This is a genomic window from Comamonas sp. C24C (genome assembly GCF_053345995.1).
Genome location: NZ_JBKFBC010000005.1, coordinates 155,563 through 167,340, shown reverse-complemented (window position 1 = coordinate 167,340; position 11,778 = coordinate 155,563). Strand labels below are relative to the sequence as shown.

The window sequence follows — 11,778 nt, the reverse complement described above, 5'->3', positions numbered from 1 at the left end:
CCCCCTCCCCTAGCGCGCAGCGCGTAGAGAGAGGGGGAAGCCGCGTAGCGGCTCAGGGGGTGGGCGTACCGTAGGTACGCCGTCCAAACACTCCGCTGCCCACGCGCACCATGGTGCTGCCTGCTGCCACGGCGGCTTCCAGATCGCCGGTCATGCCCATGGACAGCGTGTCGAAATGCTCCAGCCCCGCGAGCCCGCTGGACTTTATGGCATCAAAAATGGATGCAGCCCTTTTATGGACTGCGCATTGCGCTTCGAAATCAGGAGTGTCATCGGGAATACTCATGATGCCGCGCAGCTGCAGATTGGGCAGCTTCGCCATGGCTTCGGCCAGTTCCAGCGCTTGCTCGGCCACAACGCCGGACTTGGTGGTGCCGCCATCCACATTGACCTGGATGCAGACATTGAGCCTTGCCATGCCCTGGGGGCGCTGGGCCGAAAGACGCTCGGCGATCTTGAGCCGGTCCACGGTCTGAGCCCAGTCGAAATTCTCGGCCACCAGCCGCGTCTTGTTGCTCTGGATGGGGCCTATGCAATGCCATTGCAGCGCCTCGCCGCCCGGCAGTTGCATGGCGCGCACGGCGGCGATCTTCTCCACGGCCTCCTGGATATAGTTCTCGCCAAAGCTGCGCTGGCCGGCCAGCACGGCCTCGCGCACTGCATCCGCGCCGAAGGTCTTGGAAACGGCCAGCAGTTGCACCGATGTCACGGGCCGGCTTGCACTGGCGCAAGCGGCTGCAATGCGGGCATGAATCTGCCCCAGATTGTTTTCAATCGTCGTCATAATTGGCGCCAGAGTACCAAACCAGAGAGGGATCTCCGTGGATATCACGCAATTGCTGGCATTCAGTGTCAAGAACAAGGCTTCGGACTTGCATTTGTCGGCAGGCCTGCCCCCCATGATTCGCGTCCACGGCGATGTGCGTCGCATCAACATCGATCCGCTGGACCACAAGACCGTGCACGCCATGGTCTACGACATCATGAGCGATGCCCAGCGCAAGCAGTACGAAGAGTTTCTGGAAGTGGACTTTTCGTTCGAGATTGAAGGTCTGGCCCGGTTTCGTGTCAACGCCTTCAACCAGAACCGCGGCGCGGCGGCCGTGTTCCGTACCATTCCCAGCAAGATCCTGACGCTGGAGCAGCTCAACGCCCCCAAGATCTTCTCCGACCTGGCCCTGAAGCCGCGCGGCCTGGTGCTGGTGACCGGCCCCACGGGCTCGGGCAAGTCCACCACTCTGGCGGCCATGGTCAACTATCTCAACGAGACCGAGTACGGCCACATCCTGACGGTGGAAGACCCCATCGAATTCGTGCACGAGTCCAAGAAATGCCTGATCAACCAGCGCGAAGTCGGCCCCATGACGCTGTCGTTCGCGGCAGCCCTGAAATCCGCGCTGCGTGAAGATCCGGACGCGATCCTGGTCGGCGAAATGCGGGACCTGGAAACCATCCGCCTGGCCATGACGGCGGCCGAAACCGGTCACCTGGTGTTCGGCACGCTGCACACCTCGTCGGCGGCCAAGACCATCGACCGTATCATCGACGTGTTCCCGGCCGAGGAAAAGGAAATGGTGCGCGCCATGCTCTCCGAGTCGCTGCAGGCAGTGATCTCGCAGACGCTGTGCAAGACCAAGGACGGCCAGGGCCGTGTCGCCGCGCACGAGATCATGCTGGGCACGCCCGCCATCCGCAATCTGATCCGCGAGGCCAAGGTGGCACAGATGTACTCCACCATCCAGACCAGCCAGAACATGGGCATGCAGACCCTGGACCAGAACCTCACCGATCTGGTGCGCCGCAACCTCATCAGCCCGGCCGAGGCGCGCAGCAAGGCGAAGATTCCAGAGAATTTCCCGGGATAAGGCTCCCCCTGAGCGGCTTTGCCGCTTCTCCCTGAGGGGGACGACAGCCTTTGCTGCGGGACGGCCCTTGCTGGCTGTCTCTCGCTTGGGCCGTGCCAATTTTTAAGAGTGGTCTTTGCTTGCGACCACTGGACAAGGAGTGATCATGGAACGCGATCAGGCCAGTAAATTCATCAACGATCTGCTCAAGCTCATGGTCAGCCGCAACGGCAGCGACCTGTTCATCACGGCGGAATTTCCGCCCGCCATCAAGATTGACGGCAAGGTCACCAAGGTCTCGCCGCAGCCGCTGAGCCAGCTGCATACGCTGGCCCTGGCGCGCTCCATCATGAACGACAAGCAAGTGGCGGACTTCGAGCACACCAAGGAGTGCAACTTCGCCATCTCGCCGGCCGGCGTGGGGCGCTTCCGCGTCAATGCCTTCATGCAGCAGGGCAAGGTCGGCATGGTGCTGCGTACCATTCCCACCACCCTGCCCACGATTGACGGCCTTGGCGTGCCACAGGTGCTCAAGGAGGTCACCATGACCAAGCGCGGCCTGTGCATTCTGGTCGGCGCGACGGGCTCCGGCAAATCCACCACGCTGGCCGCCATGGTGGACTGGCGCAACGAGAACTCCTTCGGCCACATCATCACGGTGGAAGACCCCGTGGAATTCGTGCACCCGCACAAGAACTGCGTGGTCACGCAGCGCGAGGTGGGACTGGATACCGAAAGCTGGGAAGCGGCGCTCAAAAATACGCTGCGCCAGGCTCCCGATGTGATTTTGATGGGCGAAATCCGCGACCGTGAAACCATGGAGCACGCGATTGCGTTCTCGGAAACCGGTCACCTGTGTCTGGCCACGCTGCATGCCAACAGTGCCAACCAGGCACTGGACCGCATCGTCAACTTCTTTCCCGAAGAACGCCGTCCACAGCTGCTGATGGATGTGTCGCTGAACCTACGGGCCATCATCTCCCAGCGTCTGATTCCCAAGCAGGACAGCAAGGGCCGTGTCGCCGCCATCGAGGTGATGCTCAACTCTCCGCTGATTGCCGACCTGATCTTCAAGGGCGAGGTCGTCGAGATCAAGGAGATCATGAAGAAAAGCCGCAATATCGGCATGCAGACCTTTGACCAGGCGCTGTTCGACCTGTTCGAATCCAATCTCATCACCTACGAAGATGCGCTGCGCAATGCAGACTCGGTCAACGACCTGCGTCTGCAGATCAAGCTCAACAGCCAGCGCGCCCGGACTCTGGACCTGGCAGCCGGCACCGAACATCTGACCATCGTCTAACCCAGGGCGCCGGCATCTCCTCCCACAGGTGGAGCGCTTGCTTTGCTGGGGGCGGCAGGGCCGCCCAGGACCCTGCTCTCCGCCACGGCCATGCACTGCGGCGCTACCATGATCGAACTGTTCCGCACCAAGTCTTAGAGGATTTCATGAGCACAGCCACCATCGCCTCCCGCAGCTACGCACCCTGCACTTCCACGCCCGTGGCCTTTCTGGGTCTGGGTGTCATGGGTTCCCCCATGGCCGGGCATCTGGCTGCCGCAGGCCATCAGGTCACGGTCTACAACCGCACGGCCACCAAGGCCGAAGCCTGGGTCGAGGAATTTGTCGGCGGCCGCCATGGGGCCACGCCCCGCGAAGCCGTCAAGGGCGCACGCATGGTCTTTTGCTGCGTGGGCAACGACGACGACCTGCGCTCGATTGCGCTGGGAGACGACGGTGCTTTCGCCGGCATGGAGCCTGGGGCCATCTTTGTAGATCACACCACGGCCTCGGCGCAGGTGGCACGCGAGCTGTATGCACAGGCCCGCCAGGGCGGCCTGCACTTCATGGATGCCCCGGTATCGGGCGGTCAGGCCGGTGCGGTCAACGGCCAGCTCACCGTCATGTGCGGCGGCGATCAGGAGGTTTTCGATCAGGTGGCACCGGTGGCCGATGCCTTCTCGCGCGCCTTTACCCACATGGGTGCCAGCGGCAGCGGTCAACTGACCAAGATGGTCAATCAGATCTGCATTGCGGGCCTGGTCCAGGGGCTGTCCGAAGCCATTGCCTTTGGCCTGCGTGCCGACCTGGACGTGGAGAAGGTCCTCGACGTGATCGGCAAGGGCGCCGCCCAGAGCTGGCAGATGGACAATCGCGGCAAGACCATGGCCGTGGGCAAGTTCGACTTCGGCTTTGCCGTGGACTGGATGCGCAAGGATCTGGGACTGGTTCTGGCCGAAGCCCAGCGCAATGGTGCGCGCCTGCCCGTCACGGCGCTGGTGGACCAGTTCTACGCCGATGTGCAGGCCATGGGCGGCAGTCGCTGGGACACGTCCAGCCTGATCCAGCGCCTGCGCTGAGCGTCGGCCCATGAAAAAAGCCGGACCTGGGTCCGGCTTTTTTCATGCCTGTAGCTCTGCTTCAGTTCATGCTGGAGCGGTCTTCGACCACCGGTGCAGCCCTGGATGTCGATGCGGCCAGCTCCTCTTCGGAGATGACTTCGAACAGGCGCACAACCTTGCTCACATCGTTGACGCCACGAGCGATCTCCGCTGCACGCTTGGATTCGCGCGGCGTGACTATGCCCATCAGATAGACCACGTTGTTCTCGGTCACGACCTTGATGGCCGAGGATGAAATGTCCTTGGCATTGACCAGGCTGGCCTTGACCTTGGTCGTGATCAGGGAGTCCTGAGAGCGCTGGCCCAGTGTTGCCGTGAAAGGCACGACCTCGATCTCGTTGTAGACCTCTCGCACGGTGGCCTGCTCGCGCACCAGCTTCTCGATGGTCGCCTTGTCCGTCGCATTGCCGGCCTGGCCGGTCAGCAGCACCACACGGTTGTAGCTGGTGGCGCTGACGCGGGCCTTCTCGCCCATCACCTCGCTGATGCGATTGCCGGCACGCAGCTCGATGCCCTGGTCCTCAACCTGTGTGCCGGTAGTGCGCCTGTCCACTGCCGACATGCCTGCCACGGCGGCACCGCCGCCCACCAGAGCCACGCAACCGCTCAAGGCACCGCCCAGAGCGGCAACGGTCAGGGCCGCACATGCAACACGGGTCCACTTCAACTTCATAAAGGCATCTCCTGGTCACCAAGCAGTTGAGAGTCCACACCGTCGGCCAGACAGTGCAGGATCAAGGTATGGGTTTCACGCACGCGCGCCGCACGGTCGTGGGGCACGCATATCAGTACATCGGTCTCGCGCACGGTGGTGGCCAGGTTGCCGCCGGTGCGGCCTGTCAGCACCACGGCCATCATGTCGCGCTCGTGGGCGGCCTCCAGGGCTTCCTGTACGGCCATGTCGTTGCCGGTCACCGACATGAGCAGCAGCAGGTCGCCGGGCTGCCCCAGCGCTCGCACCTGGCGCGCCAGATACTGGCTGGCATTGCCGCCCGAGCCCGTGGCTCCTACGCTGCCCAGCAGGCCGCCGTCGGACGTCAGGGCCACGGCCGCCAGCTCGGGACGATCGCGTTCGAACCCTGTCACGCACAGGGAGGCAAATAACTGGGCATCGCTGGCCGAAACGCCCGTACCGCAAGCCAGCACCTTGCCGCCGCCCGTCACACAGGCCAGCATGGCTTGTACGGCAGAAGCAATAGGTTGGCTCAGCGCCTGGGCGGCCTGGTACTTCAGGTCGGCACTGTCGATGAAATGCTGTTGAATTCGTTGCTCTAGCATGGAGGCCCGATGATACCCGCCACCTGTTATCTCTTTGGTAGCAAACCGTTATTTGCGCATCAGTGTTGCGCACAACTATGACGCGGCGACTAAAGCGCCTCGAATGCCGCTTGGAGCCACTCGATGCGCATCTGGTTCCCGGAGCTGTCGACCAGCACCACATCAAAGCGACATGGCGGCACTGCCGCAAGCCTCATCAGATAGTGTCTGGCGGCCAGCACAATGCGCTGCTGCTTGAGGCGGCCGATGCTACCGCCGGCACCGCCGAAGCACTCGGTGTTGCGGCTGCGGACTTCGACGAACACCAAAGACCCGTCGCGGTCACGCAGGATCAGGTCGATTTCGCCACCACCACGGCCCGGCGTCCGATAATTGCGCTCGACAAGCTTCAGGCCCCGCGCCTGCAAATGGGCCAACGCGGCATCCTCGGCCTGCTGCCCGCGTGCGGTTGTGCTTTGCGCCGGCTTGGGCCGCTTTCCAAGGAAATCCATTGACTACCTCTTTCGCCTCTGCACTGACTGCCGCACATGACGCGGCCGCTTCCCAGCATTATCCGCAGGGAGCCCTGTATGTGGTGGCGACGCCGATTGGCAATCTGGCCGACATCAGCCTGCGCTCGCTGCATGTGCTGCAGATCGTGGACTGCATAGCCTGCGAAGACACGCGCCACACCCAGGGCCTGCTGCGCAGCTATGGGCTGGACCGACCCGGCAGCCAGTTGCTGGCCGTGCATCAGCACAATGAGGCAGAAGCCGCCCAGCAGGTGATCGAGCGCCTGCAGCAAGGCCAGCGCATCGCCTATGTCAGCGATGCAGGCACGCCCGGCGTCAGCGACCCGGGCGCGCGCCTGTGCGCGGCGCTGCAGGCCGTGGGTCTGCGCAGCATTCCACTGCCCGGCGCCAGCAGCGTGACATCGGCCATCAGCGTGGCTGGTGCCGTCACGCCGGCACAGGGCGAAAACGGTTTTGTGTTTGCCGGCTTCCTGCCCACCAAGAATGCCGAACGACTGGCCGCCGTGCAAAAGCTGGCCGACCAGCCGCGTTGCACCGTGCTGCTGGAAGCCCCGCACCGCATCATCGAGCTGGCCCAGGCTCTGGCCCTGCTGGGCGAGCGTCGCGTCACGCTGGCGCGCGAGATCACCAAGCAGTTTGAAGACATCGCCAGCATGCCGGCCCACGAGCTGGCAGCCTGGCTGCAGGCCTCGCCGCAACGTGTCAAGGGCGAGTTCGCCATCGTGCTGCACCCCGTGGCAGTGCAGCAGGAGTCGGGCGAGTCCGAGCGAGTGCTCAAGCTGCTGCTGGCCGAGTTGCCGACCAAGACGGCCGTGAAGCTGGCCGCCGAAATCACTGGGGCCAGTCGCAACACGCTCTACGACCGGGCGCTGGAACTCAAGCGGGCCGCCGAAGAGGAATAAGCAAGTCAACCGGGCGCGGTACAAACCTGAGACGCTTGGCAAGGGCTGCCCCGCTGCCCCCCTTTAGGGAAGCATCGTTGCGACTCAAGCGTAGGCCAGACCGGTTGCCACGCCACCAAACAGGTCGCCTTCGACCTGCGGCACACCGGGGAAAGCGACGCGCAGCGCATCGCGCAGGGTGCGCAGTGCCGACGAGCCGCCGGTCAGATAGATGGCGTCTGGCGCTGCCACGCCGGCCTGGCGCACACAGTCCTGCGCACATTCGACCACCTGCAGCAGCAAGGCCTGCAACTGTTCTTGCAGAACCTCCGGGGAGATGGCCGCAGGCAGGTCTTGCTCCAGCCAGTCCAGAGCAATGGCCGAGGCCGCATGGCTTTGCGAAGCCGCAATCTTGGCCTGCTCCACCGCATCGGCCAGCCTATGGCCTTCGCGCCAATCCAGCACCTTCATCAGGCGCTGGTGCAGTTGCTGATCGCTGTAATCGCTCTTGAGACCGCGCGCCGAAGCCAGGGCCTTGGCCGTGTACAGCCACTGGATCAGATGCCAGGTGGAGAGATCGAAGAACACGCTGCTGGGCACCTCGCGCCCGCTGGGACCGATGTGCTTGTAGCCCAGCAACGGCATGACCTGGGCCACATTGAGGCGATGGTCGAAATCCGTGCCTCCGATATGCACGCCGGTGGTGGCCAGAATGTCCTGGGTACGGTCGACATGCCCGGCCTGTTGCGGGCCGAGACGCACCACCGTGAAGTCCGATGTGCCGCCGCCGATATCGACCACCAGCACCAGCTGTTCCTCACCCAGGCGCTGCTCGTAGTCCAGTGCCGCCGCAATCGGCTCCAGCTGAAAGCTGACTTCACCCAGGCCGGCGGCGCGCGCCGCAGCGGCCAGGGCATCCTGCGCCTGGCGGTCGCGCTCCGGGTGCTCGTCGACAAAATGCACGGGACGCCCCAGCACCACACGCTCCGGTAGACGGCCGTCCAGCGCCCGACGTGCCTGATCGGCCACGCGCTTGAGAAAGATCGCGATGATGTCCTGGTAGCTGACGAGCTGCTCGTGCACCGCGGTCTTTTCCAGCAACAGGCTGCTGCCCAGCAGGCTTTTGAGGGAGCGCATCAGACGCCCTTCCTCGCCCGCCAGATACTGCTGCATGGCATCGCGGCCGAAATGCGTGCTGTGCTCTTCGGTATTGAAGAACAGTGCCGTGGGCATGCCGGTGGCAGCGCCTTCCAGCGGCAGCAGACTGGCGGCCCTGCCGGGCAGGCGATAGGCGGCAGCAGAGTTGGAGGTTCCGAAATCGATGCCCAGAGTGGCAGGCGTGAGAGCTTTGGTCATGAAAGGCGGCGCTGCACCGCACCGGCCCGCAAAGGCTCACGCGGCCGCAACGAAAACGCCCACCGAAGTGGGCATGGGTGTCAGCGGGGGCGCTATTCTAGCGCCCCTGTTATTGGGCCTAGGCGGCGGCGGTTTCCGCCTCTAACTCCGAATGCTGTGCCAGCTCGAGGCGCACCCCGTGGGTGGCTACTTCGTCCAGTGCCCCTGTTGTCGCCTGCTGGTGCACCGACAGCACGACTGCATAAGGGCCTTCGCCGCGCGTAGCCAATCTTTGAGCCAGAGGGCCCGCAGCCCGGACGGCTGCGGCCAGCACCAGCTCGGTGGCGCCCAGACCCAGCGATATCTGCTGCGTGCTGCCGTCGGCCGAGACCCGCAGCGGGCCGACGTTCACTGCATCGCCGAGCAGTGCCCGCCAGCGCGCCAGACTGGCCTGCAGGTCCTTGACCGCCACTTCCAGGCGCGCCACGCCGGTCGCGCCATTGGGATGCACGCGGGCCTGGCCTTCGGGCACGCGCAAGACACGCGGTGTCAGGTCGCCGCACAGAAACGGCAGATCCTGGCTTGGAGGGCGTGCATTGCGCCAGCGCAGCTGCTCTCCGTCGGGACGCTGACGTCCGCCCTCATAAGGCGCTTCATAGCCCAGGCCGCGCGCCTGGGCCCCCGCCACCACGGCGCCGGTCTCGGAGGGCAGCAACGCAAAGTCGACCAGCCCCTCGCCGTGCTGCTGCAACTGCTGCCACCAGCGCTCCTCGGGCGCGGGCGCACGCCAGGCAATGAGTTCGAAATAGACGCCGTCGGCAAAGACCACCAGGGCGTTGTGCGTGGAGCGGCCCGGGTGCTCGCCGCCGCGCAGCACGTTGAAACCCAGGGACTGATAGTCGGCAATCGTGCGCTCCAGGTCCTGGACCGCGATGACGATATGGTCGAGTGGCAGGCTCATGCAAAAGTCTTTCCAAAAGGTTTTCAGGCCGCCAGGCGCTCGGGCGCGCTGGAGTCGGCATGGTGCACTTCGGCGCGGATGGACTGCGGGTTGCGCAGCAGGTTGAGGATGGGGCAGGTTCGCTCCACGGCCTCGAACAGCGCATCGATCTCGGCGCGGCTGGCCGGCGAATCGATATGCACGGTATAGCCGATATCGTGCGGCCAGATCGGCGTCGCCTCATGGCCTGGCTTGCCGCCGCGCGGGTCGATGACGCCCGTGACCTCGACTTCGAGGCTCTCCAACGGCACCTGGCGCTCGGCCGCCTGAATCAGAAAGATATGGGTCACGCAGGTGCCCAGCACGCCCAACTGCAGCTCGGGCGAGCTCGGGCCGAGGTTGTAGCCCGCGAAATCGGGCGGGCTGTCGCTGATGACCTGGTGCTCACGGATGCGCAGACGGCGCACGCCGCTGCGCCCCTCGGCACGCACGCTGGCCTTGAGTCTGGCGGCCTGGGCCGTGCCCGCCGCAATGGCGGCGCTGCGTGCCAGCACGGCTGCGCGTTTTTCGGAAAGATATTCGTTGAGATGACTCATGAGCGGGCTTTCGATAAGGGAATGCCAGGCCATTGTTGTGAGAGCGGCCTGCCGGGCCAACAAAGGAATTCGTCTGCGCTTATGCGCTTTGCAAATATGCGACCTCGCTGCTCTTAGTTGTTTTTCGAATAACGATGCTACCCAATATATGAACAAGAATATTTGGCGTCTATAGCATGAGAGCCATGAATCCGGTCGGTCGCTGCGGCGATGCGTCCGGAACCTGAGTTTTCAACGCCATGTGGCGACGAGGTATGAACGTGTTTTTCCCTTCGCAGACGGATCCATCGACAAAACAGTCGGCAAACAGGCCGGCCCGACGCCGCGCCCTATGGGCCGCAGTGGCGGTACTGACGGGCAGCATGCTGCTGGCCGGCTGCTCCAGGCAATCCGGCACGGCACAGGCCGGCGCCTCGGCGGAACCGGTCCAGGGCGGCACCCTGGTCTATCTCGAACAGCAGGCACACACCAATCTCTATCCGCCTGCCGGCGGCTTCTATCCCAACGGCGGCGTGCTCAACCAGATCACGGACAAGCTGACCTACCAGGACCCCGAGACGCTGGAGATCCAGCCCTGGATCGCCGAGTCCTGGACCGTGAACGCCGATGCCACCGAGTACAGCTTCAAGCTGCGCTCCGGCGTGAGCTTCTCGGACGGATCGCCGCTGGACGCGGCCGCCGTGGCGCGCAACTTCGATACCTACGGTCTGGGCAACAAGGCGCTCAAGCAGCCGGTTTCCGAGGTCATCAACAATTACGAACGCAGCGAAGTCGTCGATCCGCTGACCGTGAAATTCTTCTTCAAGAAACCCTCGCCGGGCTTTCTCCAGGGCACTTCGGTGATCGGCTCTGGCCTGGTCTCGCCGGCCACGCTGGATCGTCCATTCGAGGAGCTTGGCGATGCCACGCGCATCATAGGTTCGGGCCCCTTCGTGGTGGCCAGCGAGACCCTGGGCAAGGAACTGGTGCTCAAGGCGCGCAAGGACTACAGCTGGGGCCCGGCCAAGCTGGCCCACCAGGGCCGCGCACGCCTGGATGAAGTCAAGTTCATCGTCACGCCCGAGGACAGCGTGCGCATAGGCGCACTGCTGGCCGGCCAGGCCGGCTTCATCCGCCAGGTCCAGGCCTATGACGAAAAGCGCGTGGAGCAACAGAAGTTCAGCATCTACGCGCCGTCCACGCGCGGCGTGAACAACAGCATCGCCATCCGTCCCGACAACGCTCTGGTGGCCGATCTCAAGGTGCGCCAGGCCCTATTGCATGGCACCAATACCAAGGAGATCGTCGAAACCCTCTTCTCGCCGCGCTACCCGCAGGCACGTTCGGTGATCGCATCCACAGCAGCAGGCTATGTGGACCTGTCGGCCAAGCTGGTCTTTGACGAGGCCAAGGCCAGGCAATTGCTGGACGAGGCCGGCTGGAGCCTGGGCGCCAACGGCCTGCGCCAGAAAAACGGCCAGGACTTCGTGCTCTCCACCTACGAATCCCTGCCCCAGCCGCAGAACAAGGAAACCCTGCAGCTCGTGGCCCAGCAATGGGCCAGGCTGGGTATCAAGCTCAATGTGCTGGCCGGAGACTCGGGCAGCCGCACGGTGGACACGCTGGACCCCGACAAGACCGGCGTGCTGCCGGGCATGGTGGGCCGCGCCGATCCTGACGTGATCAAGAGCAATTACTACCCTAGCAACCGCAACGTGCTGCTGCAAAAAGGCGGTGCGAGCCAGAAGGTCAAGTCCTTCGAGGACGGCAAGCTCAACCGCCTGTTCGATGCCATCGCGGCCGAGACCGATGCCAACCGGCGCCTCGCGCTGACCGGCGAGGTGCAGAACTATCTGATCGATCAGGCCTATGTAATCCCGATCTTCGAGGAACCCCAGGCCTTCGCGGGTGCGACCTGGGTGCGTGAGGTGGGCTTCGAGGCCGTGGGCCGCCCCAGCTTCTACAGCACCTGGCTGGCCAAGCGCTGAGTGCGCACCGTTCAAGGAGGCG

At 64.1% G+C, this 11,778-nt stretch carries 12 protein-coding genes; 5 read left to right on the top strand and 7 right to left on the bottom strand.

Annotated features, from left to right (window positions below):
• Positions 1 to 52: 52 nt before the first annotated feature.
• Complete coding sequence (locus ACLBXN_RS11445; RefSeq protein WP_447612199.1) at positions 53 to 784, bottom strand: YggS family pyridoxal phosphate-dependent enzyme; 732 nt, start codon at positions 782 to 784, stop codon at positions 53 to 55.
• Positions 785 to 821: 37 nt separating this feature from the next.
• Here ACLBXN_RS11445 and ACLBXN_RS11440 point away from each other — a divergent pair, with 37 nt between their 5' ends.
• From ACLBXN_RS11440 to ACLBXN_RS11430, 3 genes are all read left to right on the top strand, one after another.
• Complete coding sequence (locus tag ACLBXN_RS11440; RefSeq protein WP_003050584.1) at positions 822 to 1,865, top strand: type IV pilus twitching motility protein PilT; 1,044 nt, start codon at positions 822 to 824, stop codon at positions 1,863 to 1,865.
• A 145-nt stretch (positions 1,866 to 2,010) separates the two neighbouring features.
• Entirely contained in the window at positions 2,011 to 3,147 is a 1,137-nt protein-coding gene (locus ACLBXN_RS11435; protein WP_003050582.1) for a PilT/PilU family type 4a pilus ATPase, read from the top strand.
• A gap of 146 nt (positions 3,148 to 3,293) precedes the next feature.
• A complete protein-coding gene (locus ACLBXN_RS11430) occupies positions 3,294 to 4,205 on the top strand; it encodes an NAD(P)-dependent oxidoreductase (protein ID WP_447612198.1) in 912 nt (303 codons plus the stop codon).
• A 61-nt stretch (positions 4,206 to 4,266) separates the two neighbouring features.
• Here the strand turns inward: ACLBXN_RS11430 and ACLBXN_RS11425 are convergent, their stop codons facing one another.
• From ACLBXN_RS11425 to ACLBXN_RS11415, 3 genes are all read right to left on the bottom strand, one after another.
• Complete coding sequence (locus ACLBXN_RS11425) at positions 4,267 to 4,920, bottom strand: BON domain-containing protein (protein ID WP_003050576.1); 654 nt, start codon at positions 4,918 to 4,920, stop codon at positions 4,267 to 4,269.
• The gene (locus ACLBXN_RS11420; protein ID WP_003050573.1) at positions 4,917 to 5,525 is read right to left on the bottom strand and encodes an SIS domain-containing protein; all 609 of its coding nucleotides are present in this window, start codon (positions 5,523 to 5,525) and stop codon (positions 4,917 to 4,919) included. Before ACLBXN_RS11420 ends, ACLBXN_RS11425 begins: the two co-directional genes overlap by 4 nt.
• Before the next feature lie 89 nt (positions 5,526 to 5,614).
• Positions 5,615 to 6,016 (bottom strand): YraN family protein, encoded by a 402-nt coding sequence (locus tag ACLBXN_RS11415; protein WP_447612197.1) that lies wholly within the window; start codon positions 6,014 to 6,016, stop codon positions 5,615 to 5,617.
• Between ACLBXN_RS11415 and rsmI the strand changes: the two genes are divergently transcribed.
• On the top strand, positions 6,016 to 6,939 hold the full coding sequence (gene rsmI, locus ACLBXN_RS11410) for a 16S rRNA (cytidine(1402)-2'-O)-methyltransferase (protein WP_447612196.1): 924 nt from the start codon (positions 6,016 to 6,018) through the stop codon (positions 6,937 to 6,939). The two genes, ACLBXN_RS11415 and rsmI, sit on opposite strands and share 1 nt — an antisense overlap.
• An 84-nt stretch (positions 6,940 to 7,023) precedes the next feature.
• On the opposite strand, the gene ACLBXN_RS11405 is transcribed toward rsmI, so the two are convergent.
• The 3 genes from ACLBXN_RS11405 to ACLBXN_RS11395 all read right to left on the bottom strand — a co-directional run bounded on the left by ACLBXN_RS11405 (position 7,024) and on the right by ACLBXN_RS11395 (position 9,822).
• The gene (locus tag ACLBXN_RS11405) at positions 7,024 to 8,274 is read right to left on the bottom strand and encodes an Hsp70 family protein (RefSeq protein ID WP_447612195.1); all 1,251 of its coding nucleotides are present in this window, start codon (positions 8,272 to 8,274) and stop codon (positions 7,024 to 7,026) included.
• Positions 8,275 to 8,392: 118 nt separating this feature from the next.
• Complete coding sequence (locus ACLBXN_RS11400; protein ID WP_447612194.1) at positions 8,393 to 9,214, bottom strand: VOC family protein; 822 nt, start codon at positions 9,212 to 9,214, stop codon at positions 8,393 to 8,395.
• 23 nt (positions 9,215 to 9,237) lie between these two features.
• Positions 9,238 to 9,822: an OsmC family protein gene (locus ACLBXN_RS11395; protein WP_447612193.1), complete on the bottom strand. Its 585-nt coding sequence runs from the start codon at positions 9,820 to 9,822 to the stop codon at positions 9,238 to 9,240.
• Positions 9,823 to 10,043: 221 nt separating this feature from the next.
• Between ACLBXN_RS11395 and ACLBXN_RS11390 the strand changes: the two genes are divergently transcribed.
• Positions 10,044 to 11,756: a TIGR04028 family ABC transporter substrate-binding protein gene (locus tag ACLBXN_RS11390; protein WP_447612192.1), complete on the top strand. Its 1,713-nt coding sequence runs from the start codon at positions 10,044 to 10,046 to the stop codon at positions 11,754 to 11,756.
• Positions 11,757 to 11,778: the final 22 nt, after the last annotated feature.

Coding starts and splice junctions, on each gene's coding strand:
- ACLBXN_RS11445 (WP_447612199.1), bottom strand. CDS start 784: ATGACGACGATTGAAAACAATCTGGGGCAGATTCATGCCCGCATTGCA.
- ACLBXN_RS11435 (WP_003050582.1), top strand. CDS start 2,011: ATGGAACGCGATCAGGCCAGTAAATTCATCAACGATCTGCTCAAGCTC.
- ACLBXN_RS11430 (WP_447612198.1), top strand. CDS start 3,294: ATGAGCACAGCCACCATCGCCTCCCGCAGCTACGCACCCTGCACTTCC.
- ACLBXN_RS11425 (WP_003050576.1), bottom strand. CDS start 4,920: ATGAAGTTGAAGTGGACCCGTGTTGCATGTGCGGCCCTGACCGTTGCC.
- ACLBXN_RS11420 (WP_003050573.1), bottom strand. CDS start 5,525: ATGCTAGAGCAACGAATTCAACAGCATTTCATCGACAGTGCCGACCTG.
- ACLBXN_RS11415 (WP_447612197.1), bottom strand. CDS start 6,016: ATGGATTTCCTTGGAAAGCGGCCCAAGCCGGCGCAAAGCACAACCGCA.
- ACLBXN_RS11405 (WP_447612195.1), bottom strand. CDS start 8,274: ATGACCAAAGCTCTCACGCCTGCCACTCTGGGCATCGATTTCGGAACC.
- ACLBXN_RS11400 (WP_447612194.1), bottom strand. CDS start 9,214: ATGAGCCTGCCACTCGACCATATCGTCATCGCGGTCCAGGACCTGGAG.
- ACLBXN_RS11395 (WP_447612193.1), bottom strand. CDS start 9,822: ATGGCCTGGCATTCCCTTATCGAAAGCCCGCTCATGAGTCATCTCAAC.
- ACLBXN_RS11390 (WP_447612192.1), top strand. CDS start 10,044: ATGAACGTGTTTTTCCCTTCGCAGACGGATCCATCGACAAAACAGTCG.